Origin of the sequence: Streptomyces sparsogenes subsp. cuspidosporus, assembly GCF_039532705.1 — a bacterium.
Classification (GTDB): domain Bacteria; phylum Actinomycetota; class Actinomycetes; order Streptomycetales; family Streptomycetaceae; genus Streptomyces; species Streptomyces sparsogenes.
The window spans coordinates 13,952-31,321 of record NZ_BAAASD010000029.1; the positions used below are offsets into that span (position 1 = coordinate 13,952).

General features: G+C 69.3%; 20 protein-coding genes and 1 pseudogene. 5 read left to right on the forward strand and 16 right to left on the reverse strand.

Translation table 11 applies throughout. From position 1 onward, the window contains the following. Nucleotides 1-120 precede the first annotated feature (120 nt). Together ABFY07_RS27965 and ABFY07_RS43215 are read right to left on the reverse strand one after the other, a co-directional pair. On the reverse strand, nucleotides 121-1,023 hold the full coding sequence (locus tag ABFY07_RS27965) for a serine/threonine-protein kinase (RefSeq protein WP_428837018.1): 903 nt from the start codon (nucleotides 1,021-1,023) through the stop codon (nucleotides 121-123). Between the two features lie 97 nt (nucleotides 1,024-1,120). After that, nucleotides 1,121-1,594: pseudogene (locus ABFY07_RS43215) on the reverse strand (protein kinase domain-containing protein); the annotation flags it as partial. Nucleotides 1,595-2,226: 632 nt separating this feature from the next. Here ABFY07_RS43215 and ABFY07_RS27975 point away from each other — a divergent pair. Further along, nucleotides 2,227-2,472, forward strand: coding sequence for a hypothetical protein (locus ABFY07_RS27975; RefSeq protein WP_346177146.1), 246 nt, complete (start codon nucleotides 2,227-2,229; stop codon nucleotides 2,470-2,472). 90 nt (nucleotides 2,473-2,562) lie between these two features. Here the strand turns inward: ABFY07_RS27975 and ABFY07_RS27980 are convergent, their stop codons facing one another. The 6 genes from ABFY07_RS27980 to mobF all read right to left on the reverse strand — a co-directional run bounded on the left by ABFY07_RS27980 (nucleotide 2,563) and on the right by mobF (nucleotide 8,405). Further along, entirely contained in the window at nucleotides 2,563-3,645 is a 1,083-nt protein-coding gene (locus ABFY07_RS27980; protein ID WP_346177147.1) for a replication-relaxation family protein, read from the reverse strand. 964 nt (nucleotides 3,646-4,609) lie between these two features. Then, entirely contained in the window at nucleotides 4,610-4,807 is a 198-nt protein-coding gene (locus ABFY07_RS27985) for a hypothetical protein (RefSeq protein ID WP_346177148.1), read from the reverse strand. A gap of 218 nt (nucleotides 4,808-5,025) precedes the next feature. Beyond that, nucleotides 5,026-5,757, reverse strand: coding sequence for a hypothetical protein (locus tag ABFY07_RS27990; RefSeq protein WP_346177149.1), 732 nt, complete (start codon nucleotides 5,755-5,757; stop codon nucleotides 5,026-5,028). Nucleotides 5,758-5,815: 58 nt separating this feature from the next. Then, complete coding sequence (locus tag ABFY07_RS27995) at nucleotides 5,816-5,968, reverse strand: hypothetical protein (protein ID WP_346177150.1); 153 nt, start codon at nucleotides 5,966-5,968, stop codon at nucleotides 5,816-5,818. After that, nucleotides 5,965-6,399 (reverse strand): hypothetical protein, encoded by a 435-nt coding sequence (locus ABFY07_RS28000; protein ID WP_346177151.1) that lies wholly within the window; start codon nucleotides 6,397-6,399, stop codon nucleotides 5,965-5,967. Before ABFY07_RS28000 ends, ABFY07_RS27995 begins: the two co-directional genes overlap by 4 nt. 104 nt (nucleotides 6,400-6,503) lie before the next feature. After that, a complete protein-coding gene (mobF, locus tag ABFY07_RS28005) occupies nucleotides 6,504-8,405 on the reverse strand; it encodes a MobF family relaxase (RefSeq protein WP_346177152.1) in 1,902 nt (633 codons plus the stop codon). A gap of 359 nt (nucleotides 8,406-8,764) precedes the next feature. Between mobF and ABFY07_RS28010 the strand changes: the two genes are divergently transcribed. Next, nucleotides 8,765-9,055: a hypothetical protein gene (locus ABFY07_RS28010; RefSeq protein WP_346177153.1), complete on the forward strand. Its 291-nt coding sequence runs from the start codon at nucleotides 8,765-8,767 to the stop codon at nucleotides 9,053-9,055. Between the two features lie 165 nt (nucleotides 9,056-9,220). Continuing rightward, the gene (locus ABFY07_RS28015; protein ID WP_346177154.1) at nucleotides 9,221-10,144 is read left to right on the forward strand and encodes a hypothetical protein; all 924 of its coding nucleotides are present in this window, start codon (nucleotides 9,221-9,223) and stop codon (nucleotides 10,142-10,144) included. A gap of 242 nt (nucleotides 10,145-10,386) precedes the next feature. On the opposite strand, the gene ABFY07_RS28020 is transcribed toward ABFY07_RS28015, so the two are convergent. From ABFY07_RS28020 to ABFY07_RS28055, 8 genes are all read right to left on the reverse strand, one after another. Continuing rightward, entirely contained in the window at nucleotides 10,387-10,575 is a 189-nt protein-coding gene (locus ABFY07_RS28020; RefSeq protein ID WP_346177260.1) for a helix-turn-helix domain-containing protein, read from the reverse strand. Nucleotides 10,576-10,808: 233 nt separating this feature from the next. Continuing rightward, entirely contained in the window at nucleotides 10,809-11,354 is a 546-nt protein-coding gene (locus tag ABFY07_RS28025; RefSeq protein ID WP_346177155.1) for an RNA polymerase sigma factor, read from the reverse strand. A gap of 35 nt (nucleotides 11,355-11,389) precedes the next feature. Further along, nucleotides 11,390-11,701, reverse strand: a complete 312-nt coding sequence (locus ABFY07_RS28030; RefSeq protein ID WP_346177156.1) for a hypothetical protein — start codon at nucleotides 11,699-11,701, stop codon at nucleotides 11,390-11,392. A 423-nt stretch (nucleotides 11,702-12,124) separates the two neighbouring features. After that, nucleotides 12,125-12,709, reverse strand: coding sequence for a hypothetical protein (locus ABFY07_RS28035; protein ID WP_346177157.1), 585 nt, complete (start codon nucleotides 12,707-12,709; stop codon nucleotides 12,125-12,127). A gap of 108 nt (nucleotides 12,710-12,817) precedes the next feature. Continuing rightward, nucleotides 12,818-13,165, reverse strand: a complete 348-nt coding sequence (locus ABFY07_RS28040; RefSeq protein ID WP_346177261.1) for a DUF6415 family natural product biosynthesis protein — start codon at nucleotides 13,163-13,165, stop codon at nucleotides 12,818-12,820. Nucleotides 13,166-13,412: 247 nt separating this feature from the next. Then, the gene (locus ABFY07_RS28045; RefSeq protein WP_346177158.1) at nucleotides 13,413-14,261 is read right to left on the reverse strand and encodes a DUF5753 domain-containing protein; all 849 of its coding nucleotides are present in this window, start codon (nucleotides 14,259-14,261) and stop codon (nucleotides 13,413-13,415) included. 18 nt (nucleotides 14,262-14,279) lie between these two features. Further along, a complete protein-coding gene (locus tag ABFY07_RS28050) occupies nucleotides 14,280-14,810 on the reverse strand; it encodes a DUF6879 family protein (RefSeq protein WP_346177159.1) in 531 nt (176 codons plus the stop codon). Further along, the gene (locus tag ABFY07_RS28055; protein WP_346177262.1) at nucleotides 14,782-15,042 is read right to left on the reverse strand and encodes a hypothetical protein; all 261 of its coding nucleotides are present in this window, start codon (nucleotides 15,040-15,042) and stop codon (nucleotides 14,782-14,784) included. The genes ABFY07_RS28050 and ABFY07_RS28055 overlap by 29 nt, the downstream gene beginning before the upstream one ends. A 658-nt stretch (nucleotides 15,043-15,700) precedes the next feature. Between ABFY07_RS28055 and ABFY07_RS28060 the strand changes: the two genes are divergently transcribed. Beyond that, complete coding sequence (locus ABFY07_RS28060; RefSeq protein ID WP_346177160.1) at nucleotides 15,701-16,249, forward strand: RNA polymerase sigma factor; 549 nt, start codon at nucleotides 15,701-15,703, stop codon at nucleotides 16,247-16,249. Continuing rightward, nucleotides 16,246-17,238 carry a hypothetical protein gene (locus ABFY07_RS28065; protein ID WP_346177161.1) on the forward strand — a complete coding sequence of 331 codons (993 nt, stop codon included), beginning with the start codon at nucleotides 16,246-16,248 and terminating at the stop codon, nucleotides 17,236-17,238. The genes ABFY07_RS28060 and ABFY07_RS28065 overlap by 4 nt, the downstream gene beginning before the upstream one ends. The last annotated feature ends 132 nt before the right edge of the window (nucleotides 17,239-17,370 follow it).

Sequence of the window (17,370 nt, forward strand, 5' to 3'; positions counted from 1 at the left end):
GAAGAGCCCAAGCGGCTTCCCCCCACCCCCCTGCTGAGTCGCCCTCACATCCCGGCTCACACTCGCTCTGTACAACCACGTCCGCGTCGATCGGGGCCGCCGTCAGGCGGCCCCGTGGGGTCATCGCCTCCAGGAGCCCTGGGGGTCGCGTTCGGGCATGCGGCTGGGGTGGGCGAGTCGGCCGGTCGCCGCCTGGGCGAGCCAGTCGGCCCACCGGCTGATGAACTCGTCCAGGTCCCCGATGACAAGCGGGGTGAAGGGCCAAGCCACCTGGTGCATCATCATCCCCGGGCTGACGGCGGCGCGGGATTCATGGTGAGGGTCGAACGCGAAGGGCTCCATGGTTCTGCTGGTGGCGCGCAGCGGGGTGTCCATGAAGGCGGTCTCGAACCACTGGTACTGGTTCTTCGTCTGCGCGTCGGCGTACCAGAGGGAGTGGCTGCGCCCCTCGTACCCGTGGTAGTTGGCGGGGACCTTCAAGGAGAGAGTCGCGGACGCGATGACGTCGAACGGCGCCGGTGTCGAGGTGGTGCTCCAGACCTCGGGGGCAGTTTCCCTCGGTCCGGACAGGGTCAGCTGGGCATCGTTGATCCGGACGGTCCATCCTCCCTGGTTGCCCTTGCGGACCTCCGCGCTCGGGGCGGCGGTGGTGAGGGTCGTGAGGACGGCGTCGGCGATGAAGGAGAAGGAGGTCGTGGCGGCATCGAGCAGGGCCTTGCGACGGTCGGCCTCGGTGGCGTGTGCCGAAGCCCGGCGGTCAGCTTCGGCTTGGCGCGCGACCGCGCCCTGGTTGGCCTGCGCGAGTGCGGCCAGCCCGCCGGAGAGCGGGGCCGTGGGGATCTGCCCCAGCCGGGCGAGCACGTTGCCAGCGGCCGGGCGGCCCTGCGGGGCCCGGAAGAGGCACTCGGTGATCAGCGCCGCCAGAAGCGGCGGAGCGGTGGTGAGGGGCGGCAGGACTCCGTGCAGGTGCTGGTCGTGGTAGTCGTGCTCGTACGGCCCCATGAAGGGCGGTGTGCCCTCCAAGAGCTCGTATGCCAGAACGCCCAGGGCGTAGATGTCGCTGGCGCTGGTGGCCCGCTGGTTGTTCCAAGCGTTCGGGGGCCATGTACGCGAAGGTGCCGTGGAGCTTGAAGGTGTGCTTCACGGTGGTGGCTTCGGCGTAGCGGGCGATTCCGAAGTCGGCCAGGCACCAGCGGCCACCGAGCAGCAGGATGTTCTCCGGCTTGAGGTCGCGGTGGACGATCTTGCAGTCTTTGAGGTCGGCGAGTGCTTCAGCGACGTCGAACAGGATGGCGACCGCCTCGTTGAGTGGCAGCTGGTTGTGCTCCTGGATGTGGTCGCGCAGCGACTTCTCGGCACGGGGCATCACCAGTACCCACTGGCCTTCGTGCTCGCCGCTGTCGATGACCGGCACCACGTTGCGGACGCCGTCCAAATCAATGAAGAGCATCTCGCGCTCGGTGCCCGGCGCTTTGGGTACGAGCTTCACCGCCGCCCTCTCGCCGGCGGTGTCCTCCGCCTCGAACACGGCGCCGAAGCCACCACCCCCGATGCGGGCGCCGACGGCCCACTCCTTGTTCAGTGCCAGTCTCATGTGCGCCTTGTCTCCATCGTCAACTGCTGTCCCGTGAGGGTGGTTTCGCCCCGCTTCTATCCTCCCAGGGACCACTGACAGTGGTGTGTCCGTGCTGTCCCGCGCGCCCGAGCCGGGCCCGGGTGTGTGGTTCCCTGGACCCGTGGCGTGTCCAGGCTGGTTCAGATCTCTCCGACTGCTGTGGTGGTGAGCCAGTCGGCGGCTTCGGCGTCGGTCATCACACCTGAGCCGGGTGGGCGTCGCCGTCCTGGACGACGTGGACGCGGCCCGGGAGCGGGCTGCTATCGGGGGCGGGGCCGTCTATCAGGGCGAGCCGCTGCCACATACCGGCGCTGAACCGGGCGAGGATGGCGGTGGCGAACTGCTCGCGGGCGCCGGGGGCGTCGGGCCGCGCGTCCCTCGTACAGGACGTCCTCGAGGGCGGCGATGGCCGGGGATTTCTTGAGGCCGTCCTTCTGCCGGAACGTCGAAGCAGCCTCGGCTGATCTGTCAGGATTCACCAGTACCCACAGCAACGAGAGGGGCGGCTCCTGATGGCACGTGGCACCTACGGCACTCCGATGACCACATTCCGCGCCCCGCGGCGCCGACCGGATCCACGCCGCAAGGGCCGCTGTCCCAAGTGTCAGGCGATGCAGGGCGAACGCTGCTTCGACAGGCCGCGCAACGGCGTCCATCCGGAGCGACTCAAGGCCAACGGCATCGATCCGAAGGACCTTCCTCCGCTGCGCGGCCCCGCTGACAGCAAGAAGCGCAGAAGCAACAGCGCCCTTCGTACGGCGCAGCCCGTACAACGACGCGCGCCGCGCGCCACGGACAGCACCGGTGGGCTGCCGGTTGTGCGGGCCCCTCGCAAACCGAAGCCGACCGACCTGTAACCCCGGGATGTCCGGAGCGGGGTCTCACTCTTCTGGGTCGCCTGGCAGCTGCTCTGCCCGGTGGACCGCGCCGGCCCGGACCCGCCGCGCTCACCATGCCTTCGGCAACGCGTCCAGAGGGCAGCGTTCCTCGCCCGCGTGGCGGCCGGCCACGCGCCACACCGGCTCATCGGGCCCGTGCTGGGTCAGCTGCGCCAGCGTCGTGGTTGCCACAGTGATCCGGTCGACGCGCACGCTGAGGGCGTGCCGGGCGCGCTGATGGAAGGCCGCTTCCCTGGTGGCCGGGGCCGCGCGGCGCGGGGCGGGGGCGAAGTCGAAGGGACGATCGAGGGACGGACCGCTGTAGGTCTCCTGCCAATGGGGGCGCGGGGGGCGGGCGGCGTTGCCGCGTCCGGTCGCCGGTGCGTTGCGGTAGGCGTCGTAGCGCTCCAGCTTGGCGACCAGGCGGGCGTAGGACATCGTGCGGTCGATCTCAACGAACGCGCTCTGGCCGTTCGCCAGGAGGACGACGGCGTCAGGGACCAGAGAGCCGGCCGGGGTGGGGTGGGCGACCTCGAGGCGCCAGTCCTTGTGTTCGGCCGCCTGCGCCTGGTGGAAGGCGACGACGGTGTCGACCAGGGCGAGGCCGTGCTCGCGCAGGCCCGTCTTCGCGGCCGCGCGCTGCCCGGTGGTCCGTCCGGACGTCGGCGGGAGGGCACCGGATGCGGCGGCTTCAGCGAGACCGGCGGGGGTGCAGTACCAGTAACTGTGCTGGGCGCGGTGGGCCCGGCCGACCAGGGCATCGGCGCGCAGGTTACGCAGCGCGCGGCGTACGTAGTCGGTGCCCTGCTGGTCCGGCAGCAGCAGTGCCTTGAGCTGGTGGGGCGTGGCCAGGCGCAGCTGGGCGAGAGCCAGGAGGACCTCACCGCGGATCTCGGCGCCGGCCCGGGCAGCACGCTTTTGCGGCCGGGACGCTATCTCCTGGGAGTTACTGATAGAGGAGATAGAGGAGTTGCAACCGGCCGGGGTCGCTCGAGAAGGGGTCTGATCAGCGACAACCGCCAGGCGGCGGCTGGAAGCTACAGGGCTGGGAGCGGGGCTCGCCGTGTGGCTCGCCGCGGGGCCGGCTGTCGCATCGGTGCCCGCCGGGGTCGGCGGCGTCGGCTGGGTCGGCGGAACGGGGGCGGTGGTCATCGCGTCCTCGGATCTCCCCGGCCGCATGGGGCCGGATCGGTGACAGGTCTGGCCCGCACACACAAGGACGTGCGAGCCGGGCCCACCGTGAGGAAGCACCCCTTGTCCGCGGCCTGTTCGCCTAGAGGCGCGATGTCCGTTATGACCCTTGACCACCCCTTGACCGGACGATTTGTCCGTGGCCGATGCCACACCGCCGCGCGGGGAGTTCAGCAGGCGGGGCGGGTGCTGGAAACCGAGGCGCCACGCTGCCAGTCCGAGGGCTTGCGGGAACGGAACGCCTCGCCGCTGTCGATCCGGGCCTTGTTACGTGCGAACTCCCACTCGGCTGGTGTCCACTCCCACCCGGTGGAACGCACCGCGATGCCAGAGTTCGCGGCATCGTCCGCACCACGCATCGCCCCTACGCACGGTGATGATGCACGGTGCACCGGGAGTGAGAGATCTTTCCCTCCGCCCCGTGCATCGGGTGCCCGGCGCGGGCCGTCTCCGCAGTGGTAGCGGACGTGGTCAAGGGGAAACGTCGAAAGATCGCGGGAAACTCGTGGCTGGACAAGGGTTGCTTTCCGCCCGATGGACTGGGTGGAATCCGCGGCGGCACGCCTGGTCAAGGGGGTGCATCGAGTGCACCGCATCCGATTCGCCGTCACCCTCCGTATGCACAACCGGTGCAGCGGGCGAGAGTGGCGGCCACTCCCGCCCGCATCGTGCGCGCACCGGGGCGGTGGGCGAAAGTGCGCGGCATCGAGTGCGCGGCATCGTCTGCGCGCGAACTGGTGCGCCCGATGCACCGCACCGAGCGCACCGGATGCCGGGATGCCCTGCACTCCCCCACCGCACCAGTGCACCCGCAGCGGAGTCCACCCGATGGGCACCATCGTGGTCTCCACTCTCCGCGTGGAGACCACTCCCCACCCAGCCGCCGGCCCGCGCCCGGGCGCGCGGTGGAATCCACCGTGCCCACTCATCCACAGCGGCGGCCCCGCACGGAGCGCCACAGGTTCGGCCGGCCGCCGGGGTACTGCCATGAGCGGGAGCGGCGCCGGACGGGCGGCGGCTTCGACGACCGGTACAGCGCCGCGCGCAGCCGGGACGCGTCGGCGAGCTGCTCCAGGCGCTCGCGTTGCTCCGGCGAGAGGTGCGGCGGGGTCGGGTGGACCATCGGGGCCTCCGTGCTTCGGTGGGTTCGCTCCCTTACACCCTCGCTTGCTGCGTCGCCTGCGGGGGCGCTCGCGCGGCCACGTCCCAACAGGCGCTCCAGCGACTTCGCCCGTCGTCCCGGGAGACGGGCACGAGGGCTCCAGTGCCCTTGAGGATGGGAACGCGCCGGCGCCCACGGACATCTGGTCCGTGGGCGCCGACGCGGTCAGCGGTCGGCGGTCAGCTCGCCATCATGGCCTTGAGGTCACTGAGCGACAGCTCGTTCGTGCCACAGGCCGCCGCCTTGCTCTGCGTCCAGGCAACGAGCGCCCGGTGCGCATCCTCGTACGGGGCGCCGGCGGTCGTGTGCTGCCCGTCGGTGGTGGCGACCTGGGTGAGGTAGGCGGCCAGGGCGTGCGGGCCGCCGCCGTTGTACCCGAACCCGTAGCCCAGGGCGTTCCTCTGCGGGAGGAATGACAGAACGCCCTTGTCCGTCCGGGCCCAGAACAGACCGCGGCCGGTGTAGAAGTGGCTGAAGACGTCGTCCGGGCGCAGTTCGAGCGGGGCGTACGTCGTGTAGCTCCACTGGTCGATGCCGCCGGTGCCCGCGTGCTTGAAGTGCTTGCCCACGACGGGCAGCCCGAACTCGGCGTCGTAGAAGGTCCGGCGGCACATGCAGCCCGATCCGTCGATGGCCGAGGGGCTGGCCTTGTCCTCCGTGACGCACGGATGGAACAGGGCCGGGATCTTCGCCGGTTCCACGAGGGTGCAGTGCATCGCGTTCGGCTCGCAGCGCACCAGCCTGCCCAGCCACTCCTGGAAGTGAGGCGTTACGGTCTGGGATGCCTCGATGTCCAGCACTGCGTTCAGCGACGACGAGGCGACGCCGCGCTGGGGCTCGGTGTAGAGGACGAAGTTCAGGTAGCCCTTCGTCGGATCGGTCAGGTTCAGATCGCGGGCCTCGTAGGGCAACGTGGCGCTCCAATGCGGGTGCCTGGCGGCCGGGGCGCGGCCGCGGGAACGGTGAGGGTCAGCCGACGCGGTGTTGCGGACGCAGAGTCAGACCGTCCTGCAGGAACTGCTCGGCGTCGTCCGGGCCGAGTCCGAGGGCGCGGCAGACGGCGAGCCTTTCGTCGTCACGGTTGAAGGCGAGCAGGATCTTGCGGCTGGCAGGGTCGGTCATGGTGCGGCGGGCGGTTCGACGGTGTGGGCGACGTAGCCGGTGGTGCCGTCTTCGACGATGTCCCGGCGTGTGGTGTCGTCCCAGACGTTCAGCTGGAGGTTGGCTCCCTCGGTGGAGCAGTCCTCCTTGGAGTCGGCCCCCAGGACGCACCGCCCGAGCATCGCGGCGTGGGCGCGGCGCTGGAGGTAGACGACCTTCTCCAGAACTTCTACGGCGTGCTTTTCCAGGTTCTCCTGGACCATCTCTCGGGGCCTGATCGCGACCTCGGGGTCGGAGCACTTCGCCCGGATGTGGAGCGCCGACAGCTCCTTGGCGAGGTCGTCAGCCATGCTGAGCAGGCTCACGAGGTTCACGTCGCCGCGTTGGCGGGGCGGGGGCAGTCCGTCGGGGTAGCTGTCCAGCGGTTCCAGCGGTTCGTGCAGGTCGGTCAAGGGTCCTCCCATGCCGGGTGCCAACGCCCCCGATTCTCAATCCGGCTCCCCGAGGCTCGCGGGGGAAGTCGCAGATCGGCCACGCCCTGGCCGGTTGCCATCCCTCACCGGTCACGGCCCGCTCCCCTGCCGTGGTCGGGCCGGTTCGTGTGGGGCTGCTGGTCGGCGGGCTTGACCACATCGGCCGGCTGCTCGGGCTTCGGCCGGCCCTCGAAGGCGCGGCGGCGGGCATTGGCCGTGCGGGTGAAGGCGGCGAGCCGCTCCAGGTTCTCCGGTGTGCGCAGCCACGTCGCCGGATCGGTCGTGCGGCCCTCCAGGTACTCCTCGGGCATCGCGGCCTGCTGATGGGCCTGAACGGCGGCGGCCCGCTGCGTCGAGGTGAGCACGGCATCCCGACCCGGATGGTCGACGGCGTGCGGCGGGTCTGACGCCTGATCGTGGTGGTCTTCCGTGTGCGCGGCGGCCGACGCGGTCGCGGCCGGCGCGTCGTCCTGTGTGGCAGCGGGCGGAGTGCGGGCGGCACGGATCGCGTTCTGCACGGCGAGGCTGGCGACCCGGGCCCGCTCATACCGGCTCGACTCGCGGGGAGGCTTGCCGTCGGTGCCAGCGATCCACCAGCGATCGGGCTCATCGAAGTCGGCAGTATAGAAGAGCTGGTCGGCATCCGGGATCCGACGGCCGGGCTTCGGAACGGTGGACTGACGGCTGTGGGCGGACAGGGCACGGTCGGCGATGTAGTCGTCCAGGCCGCACGTGAACTCCTGGCCGCGCAGAGTCTCCAGCAGGTGCCGGCGGGCTTCGGCCAGGACATGGCGGCGGGCGAATTTCCCGCGGACGGTGGAGACGACCGCGGCGACGTCGACGGCGGCGATTACGGCATCGACGTGCGGATCCACCCGGGCCCGGATCGCCGCCCCCGCCGCGCGGCAGCGCTGAACGAGCCCGTCGACCATCTGCTTGCCGAACTTCAACAGCGCGGACGCCCGCCACCATGCGAGCAGCTGCTTCAACGGGCGCGGGGTCTTCTTCTCAGGGCGGGTGTCCTGCGCCGCCTGCCACCCGAGCCCGTGGCGGGCGCGCTCGCCGGGCAGCCGCCCGTGCTCTTGCGCGTACTTGTAGGTGAGGCCCTCCAGGACGTCCTCGATCCGCTGACGGCGGGTGGAGGACCAGTCGATGAGCTCGGAGTCGACACCGGCTACCTCCATCACGGGACGCAGGCCCGGCGTCACCTCCCTCGGCACCGTCGCCAGCCCCAGTTCCTCACACACCTCGGTCGTCATCGCGAGGGTGTAGAGCGTCCCGGTGGCCACCACATGCTGGTAGAGGCGGACCGTGTCCAGAGCGCCCCACACCGGCTCGCCGGTGTCGTCCACGCGCTGCACGCGGTTGGCAACTAGGCAGTGGTCATGCAGGAGCGGGAAGCCGTCCCGGTTGTCGAAGTGCCGGAACGCCGCGACGACCAAGGCTGGGGTCTTCGCGCGGCCGCGTCCCGAGGACCACCGGGTCTCCGCGACCTCATCCTCAAGCCAGCGCAGCGCCTTGGCGATGGCCCGCTCGTGCGCCCGCTCGATGATCCGGCGCGTCTTCTTGTCTCCCAGCGCCCACAGCACGATCAGGGACGCCTGCGGCCGGAAGGTGAAGTCGAGTGCGAGCAGCGGAGTCTGCCCGCGTGCCTCGATCTCTTCGATCGGCTGCCCGAGCACGGTGGCCAGTCGTGCCGTGGCCGGGTCGGCGCCGTCGTCGAGGAGGTCGCGCTCGATGCGGTCGGCGTCCGGGTGCCGGCCCTGCCCGAACAGCAGCTCCATCTGCCGCTCGGAGACCTCCGTTCCCTCGGTGAGCCCGAGCGCGGCCAGGCCGCGCCCCAACCACCTCCCGGGCGGGAGGCCGGCCATCTCCTGGGCTTCCTTCAGTGACTGGCCGACCGGACGGCGGCCGTCCCCGAACGCGACTCCGCGCACGTAGTACCGCCACGCATTACGTCTCTGAACCTTCGCGACACTGAGCATCCCCCCACAGGACACCGGTTCTGACCTGGGGAAAAGCGCGATCCCGCGAGGCGGGAGGGTTCACCGGAACTTCACGGTCGATCCCGCGCGGCGGGCGCCTGCGGCGACGCCGTGCCCGCCCGGCGGACACCACCGAGGCCATGCAAATACTGCGCGGCACCCAGTCACACACGCCTCACACGCCCCGAAAGCCGTCAGCAGACGACTCCACGGTCAACCAGTGCACATCTACGTACCGCTCCCCTACCCGACGGCCCAAGACGCCGCCCCCTGCACCACGTCACCCACTCCCTTCAACCCGAGCAAGACGCCACCGCCCCCGGCAACGCCGGGGGCTTCGTGCTTCCTGGAGGACCGACGTGCCAACCTACGAGGCCACACCCCGCTTCACCGCCGACCACCACCGCCTCACCCCCGAGCAGCGCCACCGCTTCCGGCAGGCCGTCACCGCCTTCGTCGACGACCTGCGCACCGGGACCTTCCGCACCGGGCTCCGTATCAAGGGCGTCCGCTCCTCACCCGGCGTCTACGAGCTCACCTGGGCACCGGACGGGCGCGCGACATGGTCCTACGGCCAGGAGCGGATCCCCGGTTCCCGTCACGTCGTGTGGCGCCGGATCGGCACTCACGCCATCCTCACCAGCCCCTGAGCGACGGCCGGCCGTCTTGCGGGCTGATGGACCGGGTTTCGGTAGCGTGCGGCTGTGGAGGACTGGGAGCAGCGGCACCGGGCGTTGTATGGAGAAAGCGCGTGGCGTCGGGTCCTGCGGGGTACGTGGGTGCTGACGGCCTGGAGGATTGGCTACGACCGCAGCATGCCGCCGCAAGACCGTGGCAGCGCCGCGCAGATCGCGCGGGAGCGCACGTGGCTGCCTGCTGCGAAACTGCTGGCGCTGGCGCTGTGGCGGGCCGGCCGGGACGCCGACGCGTTGGTGGACGATGTTCCCCTCGACCGCGCGTTGTGGTGGCTCGGAGGCGCCCGTCACGGCGAGCTCCACACGGCCCCGTATCCGGCCGATGAGACCGCCGGCGTCGTCAACTGGTCGCAGCTGGCCCAGCGTGAGGGCGTGCTGCTGGATCCCGCCCGCGATGTCGTCCAGGCTCAGGTCCTGGCGGCCGTGGCAGATGATCGGCTCCTGGGCGAGACCTGGGACGGCACCGGGCGGCCACCGGTGCTGTTCGGTGACCGGGTGCGGGCGCTGGAGACGACCGGTCTGCCGGAGGGGGCTCCGCCCTGGAAGCTGTCGGTCGACTACGCCCACACCCGCATCCGCGAGGCCAACCGTGGCCTCGGCCGCCGATGGGCGCCCCGGCCGGAGGAACGCTGGGCCGCGCGCACCCTGCACCAGACCCTCACCGCACTCCCCGACATGCCCGACCTGCGCGCGCCCGTGGAGGCCGCCGCCTTGCTGTGGGTCCAGCGCGCCCGCCACCTCATCGATGTCTCCACCACCATCCGCACGGTCCAGGACGAGCACCCCGACACACTCCATCTCCGCTCGGACGCGCGCCCCTACGGCTGGGCCCTCCAGGCCACCGACGTGGCGCTGCGCGACATCGGGACACCCGCCCACGATCTCGAATGGCAATGGGCACGCCGACCGAACGAGCAGAGCATCGCCGCTTGGGAGCGCCAGCACTTCCCCCGCCCACTCCGCGCTCACGTCCAGGTCCTCGAAGACCTCCTCGCCGCCCTCACCGAGCTCACGCACGCCGTCTTCCACACGCAGGAACTCTGAGCGGCCAGCCAGTGGAGAGCCACCTTCGATGAGGAAAGACGTTCTCATCACCGTCGGCTTGGCCTGCTGTGGTCAACCGTCCAGTCAGCGTTGGCCAGCCCCGGTTTGACCTACGTGCCCTGCCAGGGCGCGTAGGTGTGCCAGGGGGCGCCCACGACACCTCACGCACACTGCGTCGGCCGTCACCGCTTGAGCTGAGCATTCTTCTCCGGGTTCGCGCGGCAGTCCGTCGACGCGCTCTGTTAAGACGTCTTCTCGCAGGCGTAGACCTCGCGAAGGTACTCGTGCACTGCTTGTTGTGGCACTCGGAAGGATCGTCCGACCCGGATCGCCGGAAGGTGGCCACTGTGTACTAGCCGGTAGACCGTCATCTTCGACACGCGCAGCATGGACGCGGTCTCTGCCACGGTGAGGAACGCAACATCGGCCAGCGGCCGTTCGCTCGTGCGCGCCGCCTGGAGGCTTGAAGCCGGTGAGGGGGACGGTGCCTCCGGAACGGATTCGGCAGCCTCTTGCTCAACTTCCTCTGCCATCCAGTCCAGCAGTTGCTGTCGGCGGTCCGCTCGGTCGGCTGCGTCGTCGGCCGTGACGTAGCTCTCTGTCTGCTGCAAAAGGGATCCCACAGTGATCGGCTGTGCGGCCGTAGGTCCGTCGTCGTTGCGGTTCATGCGCCTACCCCCTCGTGTGCGTCAGGAGAGTCGTCGTCCAGCCGAGCGTTCAGGTAGGGACCTACCTGTCGGTGAATGATCTCGCGTGCGAGGCTCAGATGCTTGCGTACACCGGATGGGCTGATACCGAGAATCACGGCGATCTGCGACGACGTGTGCCCATCAATCCAGTACAGCCAGGCGACCTGGTGCCGCACGGGCGGTAGCGCGCGCAGCACTTCCCAGCAACGGGCAAGAGCGTCGCGCGACACGACGACGTCCGCAGGATCGGCCTCCGTGCGCTCATGGTGGCGTAAGAGTTGGCCTTGCAGGTCGCGCAGCCGACGCTCCCGCCGGATTTCGTCAATCCACTTGTTGCGGCATGTGGTGCGCAGCCAGGCTCGCTGTCCTGCGGGCGGGCGCTGGCCGACGGTTTCCCAATCGAGGGCTGCGGCCATGAACGTCTGCTGCACCAGGTCCTTGGCGGCTTGTTCACGGCCCCCGGTCATCATCACGGCAAAGTTCAGGAGGGGTGGCTCCTCGTTGTCGAACAGTTCGGCCACCTGATCAGCTATGTTCTTTGAGATACGACGTTGTTTCACTCGCCTCCCCCGTCCTCGCGTGATGCGGAGGGCATGGTGGCTGGCCTCTCCTCGTCATGGTGAGGCCGCATACCGACGTGCACCTGCATCGCGGGGCCTCCCCGGCCTTCGTCTTGTACGAGCACCGTGCCCGGCGGCGCTTTCACCACCAGCGCCACCAAGGTGGCCCTGCGCTGCCATTCAGCCAGCAGGCCGCCCGCCGCTACAAGGACGGCGACCAGACACATCACGGCCCAGGACGCGGGCTGCAGCGCCACCGGCCACACCCAACTACCCAAGCCCATCAAGCTTCGCCAGAAGACCTTCACGCCTATGAGTCGAACGGCCCCCTGGAAACGCTGCCTCGTTCCCGCAAAAAGGTTCTCGCTTCTTCAGAGCGTCGGTCCCAGCATCTGTCGCCTTCCCCGGCGACGCAGCCGGATGAGCGCCGTACTCGTTCGTGTGATGGCGGCCCGGTGTGGCCGGCTGCTGGGCTACCGTGCCGGTTATGAGCGAGCCTTTCGCCCGGGGCGAGGACCATCCGGCGTGCGGGATCTGCCCGTCGAAGCGGCTGCCGCGAGAGGCGTTCGTGGTCTACGACCGGCCGTCTTGGGAGTGCCCGTTCGATTCGGCTGACGGCTTCCGGTACACCGCCGACGGAACTCCGGCCTGCGTGCATCCGCACAAGGTGGGGCTGGAGCCGGACAGGATCGCGCCCCCGCCGAAAGAGACCCCAGCCCCTGAGCCGACGGTTACGCCGCGGCGGCGGAGAGGATGGCTGCCTTCCTTCCTCGCTCGGTGACGCCGATCCCGGCGTAGACGACATCGAGGACCTGGCGGCGCCGCTCGGTCTCTTCGGCGTCGATCCAGAACCGGTCGGCTACCGGGCCGAAGGCCGCGCGGTAGCACTGGTGGGTGAAGTCGCCGTGGGTCCAGGTGCCGCCGGCCATACCGTCCTCCATGTCCGTCGCGTGGACGAAGAGGATGCCGGTGCGGGCCTGGATGCGTGACATGAGCGTGAACTGGGCGCACAGGGCGTGGCTCATGACGTCGACGGGGACTGGGAGCGGGAGCTCGGCGCGTTTCTCGTCAAAGCCTGTGAGCTCATACATGGCGGACTTCAGTGCCATGGCGCGCATGGTCTCGGTGAACAGCGCGGGCGCGTCGGCGACGGCGTCGTAGTCGAGGATGATCGGGTAGCCGTAGAAGTCGTCCCAGTCGCTGCTGTACTTCGCGCATCCCTCCCACAGCCGCCCGAATTCCGGGTCGGCCTTCCAGGTGTCGAGGATCTGCCGGGCCCGGGTCGCCACGGCGGCGGGCTCGATGACCGTGCTCATGGTGGTGCCCCTTCTCTCGTATCGGATCGCGTGCCGCCCGGCCCAGTGAGCCGGGATGTGCCGGGCCGTGCACCCGGGGGCCGTGTTCACGCCCGGGTGTGCGGCAGTTCAGGCGGAGGCCGGTGAGGCCTCTGCGAGGCGGTCGAGTCGCTCGTACAGCGCGCGCACCATCCGGGCACGGCCCTGCACACACCCGGCTGTTCCCTCCTGCGGGGCGGACAGCAGCTGCTCGGCCTCGGCAAGGACGACCTCGGCGAGGACCCGCCGGCCGTCGTCTTCCGGCAGCCGGTGGGCATGACGCTGGACGTCGGCTGCGACCGCCCGGGCGTGCCCGGTCAGCTGGAGCGCGATCTGCTCGTAGTCGCGCGGTGCGAGGCGCGGGTCCCGCCGAGCGAGCACGGCCATGATGAGTGCCTCGTGGGGGGCGCGGTCGAAGGGAAGCTCCGCCTCGATCATCCCGTCGGGGTCGTACAGGACCGTATGCGTGTTGGTCGCGGGGGGCTTCGGTGTGTGATCGTCGCTGCTCGCCGTGTCGTCCTGGGGCCGTCGGCCGTGACTATCCGGTGCGGGGTCGGCGGTGTTGCTCGTGCGCGTACGCATGGGGCCGCCTCTTCCGCTGCTGGTGGTGGGTGGCGTCGGTGTCTTTCGACACTACGGAGGCCGCGGGAGGGCTCTCAATGAAATTGCGGATGATTGCGCGGGTTCACTCCAGCGCGTCAATCGCGGACCGGATCAGGGCGCGGGCGGCATCGCCGCGGACGGCCAGCTTCGCCAGACCCGTGAACGCCCGTACGTAGTCGGAGATCTCGCGGGGCTGGCGGACGTTGATAACTGCGGTGAGGGTTTCGACCACGGTGTGCTGGTTGTCGTAGAGGTAGAAGGCCTCCAGCGGCCACACGGTCCGCGGGGCGCCAAGGGGGATAACGCCCAGGGACACCGACGGCAGCGGCATGACGGTGAGCAGGTGGTTCAGCTGGCCGGCCATCGTCTGGATGGTTCCGATCCGGGAGCGCAGGACCCACTCTTCGATCAGGACGACGAAGTGGTGCCCGCCTTCGTAGAGGAAGCGGCTGCGGGCCAGGCGGGCGGCGACCGCCTCGGTGATGTCGTCGGGGGTGCCCTGGAAGTCGGTGATGGCGCGCATCAGGGCCTCGGCATAGGCGACGGTCTGGAAGAAGCCGGGGATCACGTTGGAGGTGTAGGCCCTGCACAACTTGGCCGCGGCGTTCCGGGCGAAGACATCCTGCTGGACGCGGCGCATGCCCGCCTGGTGCAGGCGCCTCCACTCCATGTACATCGAGTCGACGGCGCGGTTGGTGGCGATGAGGTCGTCGGCCTGGTCCTCGGCCCCGCACGCGGTACACCAGGCGCGGATGTCGGCGTCGGAGGGCGCGGCTTTCGCGTGCAGGATGCGGGAGGTCTTGGCGGGGTTCCAGCCGCAGCGGGTGGACAGCTCACGCCCGTTGATGTGGGCGTCCCGGATCAGATGGGCCAGGCGAAGGGCGAGTGCTTGGCGGGCGGCCTGGGCGCTGGATGAGGGGGAAGCGGGCATGAGCTGTCGGTGCCGTGGTCAGACGGTGTATTTCTCGTGGGGGATAGCGCGCTCCCACACCTTCTCGAACGCGGCTGCACACAGGGCAGCGACGGCCGGGTCGTCGGTGCGTTCCTTGCCCGGGTGTGCCCAGTCGCCTGTGCCGGTGAAGTGGTGGAACTGCACGATCCGCCCGTCCAGGAGCCAGAAGTCGTTGCCAGGCAGGGCGATGTCGGATGCGTGTCGGCGGGGAAGCCAGCGGACGTCCTCGCCGGCCTGGAGGTTCACGGGGGTGATGGCGTGCTCGTAGCGGATGTAATCGGTGACCGGCTCGGAGACGATCCTCGCGCGGCGCATCACCACCCCGCGGGTGACCGCGTCGGTGACCAGTGGCACCCACTGCGGCCAGAACGAGCGGGACGGATCGGTGTCGGCGACGCCGGTGCGCAGGAATTCCTCGAAGTCTTCCTGCTCGTCGCCCACCGCGTAGGAGTCGCGCATCTCCAGATGGACGGCGCTGTGCCGGGTTGCGGCCAGCAGTTCAGCGAAGGTGGCGGTGTTCAGCGACATTGCACGCCTCCCTCAGGATCGGCACCATGTGGGCCGGGATACGGATCACCCGCTCATGTGCGGGAATCCCTGGCCGGTGCCCGGGCACCCACTCAGTGGTAGCGACAGCGTTGAGGAGGTCGGTGGCCTCCTCACCCTGCAGGATCAGATCGGCGGTCTCCTCCTCCACCCATACGGTCGGTGATCCCTCGCCACCGGTGTTCGGGTCCATCCCGACGAACCGTAACGTCATCGCGGCCTCCCCTGCCGAGTCGATTGCGCACAGTTGCAGACGACCGTCCCGCGCACCGAGGCCAGCGGTCAAGGCCCCGAACGATGGATCAGGCGGTCCTTTCACATGAAGCTCGGCCCGCCGGTACGGCGATCAAGTTGGTCCCGAATGTTTGGTGTGAACTGAAGCTGCGCTCCTTCGCTCCTGTCGACGACGCCTCGTCTCCGTCCGTCACCAGGCGCTCGGTGATGCACACGTTCCCGTCCGGGAGCCAGCCCCCTCTTCCAGAGTCTCGAGGACGTGCTTGCGTCCTGTCTGACCTGGGAGATGTCACAACTTAGGCCCTCCAAGCCACTGTTGCGGCGTAGTGATGACCGCTCGTCAGGCGCGGTCGGGTGGCATGAGAGGGGACTCTTAGTGGATCCGGTGTTGGTGGGGGCGGTGGCGTCCGTTCTCGTCAGCTTGGTGAGCGGTGCGGTGAAGTTCGCTCATCGGTGGCTGGAGAAACAGGTGGAGCTGGCGCGTATCGCGGATGCGGGGCTGACGGAGCGGGTTCGCTCTGCGACGCTCGGCGGAGCGATACATGAGTCCGCAGAAGGCCGCACCGTGTGGGCTGCCGCGGCGTCTTCCCAGATCGGGGGTGGCTGCGGTGGAGGATGCTGTCAACGCTGAGGTGAGCGTGGCTGAACCGCTGGATACCCGCGCGGTTGCTCTCCCGGGCAAAGTCCTCGCGGAAGAGCTGCACGAGGACCAGTTCCCCGCTCTGGTTCGCTTCCTTCTGCTGCAGGGAGCGTCCTGGCCAGAGGCACAAGATGCTGCGCAGGATGCCTTCACCCAGATGTGCGCCCCCGGTTTGTCAATCTCCTACCCAAAGGCGTGGCTGCGGACGGTGGCAACGCGATCGTGGCTGCGTCAGCAGGTCAAACCGGAGGATGCGTGCGCAGAGCCGCCCGAGCCCTCAGGGGTTTTGCGCTGGCAGACGCCCGCCCATGCGGTGGAAGTCGGTGAGGAAGAGCGCCAGGTCATCGCTCTGCTGCTGCAGTTGCCGGCCAAGCAGCGGGCGGCTTTGGCCTGGCACCTCGACGGGTTCACCACCGAGGAGAGCGCTCGTGCGATGGGGACCTCGCAGGCTGCAGTCCGCCAGAACCTCTCCAGGGCGCGAGCCGCGTTGAAGGCGGGGCTCGCCCTGGAGGGTGGCCACGCCCACACAGAGCGGAGGGGAGAATGATGAGGGACAACTGGCCCGTGCACGCGGCGGATGGGAGCGCCTTCAATACGCTCGATGCACTGCTGGCTTCCGCGCATGCGCAGCTCGGCATCGCCGTGCACGACCGGCTTATGGCGCAGGGAGGCGTGCCCGAGCTGCGTGACCCCGACTTGGCGCTGGACCGGCTGCTGGCATCTGCCCACCGTGCTGCGGGGCGTGCGGTCTCTGCCCGGCTGGTGTCCGAGAGGCATGGCGAGCCGGCGGAGAAGAGCGGTCAGGGAGCTCCGCGTGCTGACAGCGGGTCGCTGGGCGACTGCCCGGCGCCGGTGAGGCTGAAGTATCGCCGCGATGCGATGCGTATCGCCCGTGAGTACTGGCCCAGGGATCTGGTGGACGCGCTGCAGACCATGTTGTGCCTTGTGCAGGAACTGATCGAGATGCTTGATGTATCACCGCACCCTGCTGGCCAAGCGCGCGAAGTAGTTGAGCAGCTCGATGCGAGGTTCGCGGACGTGCTTTTGCTGCCTGCGCCCCGACGGCGCCCCGCAGTGCTGACGGGGACCGACTATCTCGCAGCAGTCGAGGTTCGTCTCGCTGGCCCGGCAGAGCGGCTGTTCTACGATGTGGAACGAGCGCGCCAGGTGGTTGATGAAGAGTTCGCTCCTTTGCTCATCCCGGTCGGCGGTGCTGGGTCCGGGTTCCTTCCGGGAGCTGGAGCAGTCGCCCAAGATCTTCATGATGATCTTGAATATGCCAGCACACGGGCGGTTGATCTCTCACGGGCTGTTGCCGAGGTGGAGAAGATCAGCAGTGATTTCGTCGGAGCTGATCTGCGTGACGCTCACCTGGACGGCGTGCTGTTGGAAGGCATCCGCTGGGATGCTGCCACGGTGTGGCCTGACGGTTGGGAAGCGCTGATCCGGCGGGCGTCGCTGCCAGTGAGTGGGGAACGCGGAGTCCTCATCGTCGTGGGGGAGACACACGAGAGCGTGGTCCCCGCCGACGCCTGAGCTCGTGATGTGTGCGCCGGACTTCCGTGGTCTGCGGTTCGTCGCAGCAGGGCGTGGTCCTGCTGCTTGGAGTGGGGCGAGGGAGAGGAGTGATGCGCGGCGTGGTCGGGGACCTGGCGTTCCAGGGCCGTA

Excerpts from the sequence above, each read along its gene's own strand:
- ABFY07_RS27975 (WP_346177146.1), top strand. The coding sequence starts at position 2,227 with ATGCAGGGCGAACGCTGCTTCGACAGGCCGCGCAACGGCGTCCATCCG.
- ABFY07_RS27980 (WP_346177147.1), bottom strand. The coding sequence starts at position 3,645 with ATGACCACCGCCCCCGTTCCGCCGACCCAGCCGACGCCGCCGACCCCG.
- ABFY07_RS27985 (WP_346177148.1), bottom strand. The coding sequence starts at position 4,807 with ATGGTCCACCCGACCCCGCCGCACCTCTCGCCGGAGCAACGCGAGCGC.
- ABFY07_RS27995 (WP_346177150.1), bottom strand. The coding sequence starts at position 5,968 with ATGACCGACCCTGCCAGCCGCAAGATCCTGCTCGCCTTCAACCGTGAC.
- mobF (WP_346177152.1), bottom strand. The coding sequence starts at position 8,405 with ATGCTCAGTGTCGCGAAGGTTCAGAGACGTAATGCGTGGCGGTACTAC.
- ABFY07_RS28015 (WP_346177154.1), top strand. The coding sequence starts at position 9,221 with ATGCCGCCGCAAGACCGTGGCAGCGCCGCGCAGATCGCGCGGGAGCGC.
- ABFY07_RS28035 (WP_346177157.1), bottom strand. The coding sequence starts at position 12,709 with ATGAGCACGGTCATCGAGCCCGCCGCCGTGGCGACCCGGGCCCGGCAG.
- ABFY07_RS28040 (WP_346177261.1), bottom strand. The coding sequence starts at position 13,165 with ATGATCGAGGCGGAGCTTCCCTTCGACCGCGCCCCCCACGAGGCACTC.
- ABFY07_RS28045 (WP_346177158.1), bottom strand. The coding sequence starts at position 14,261 with ATGCCCGCTTCCCCCTCATCCAGCGCCCAGGCCGCCCGCCAAGCACTC.
- ABFY07_RS28050 (WP_346177159.1), bottom strand. The coding sequence starts at position 14,810 with ATGTCGCTGAACACCGCCACCTTCGCTGAACTGCTGGCCGCAACCCGG.
- ABFY07_RS28055 (WP_346177262.1), bottom strand. The coding sequence starts at position 15,042 with ATGACGTTACGGTTCGTCGGGATGGACCCGAACACCGGTGGCGAGGGA.
- ABFY07_RS28065 (WP_346177161.1), top strand. The coding sequence starts at position 16,246 with ATGATGAGGGACAACTGGCCCGTGCACGCGGCGGATGGGAGCGCCTTC.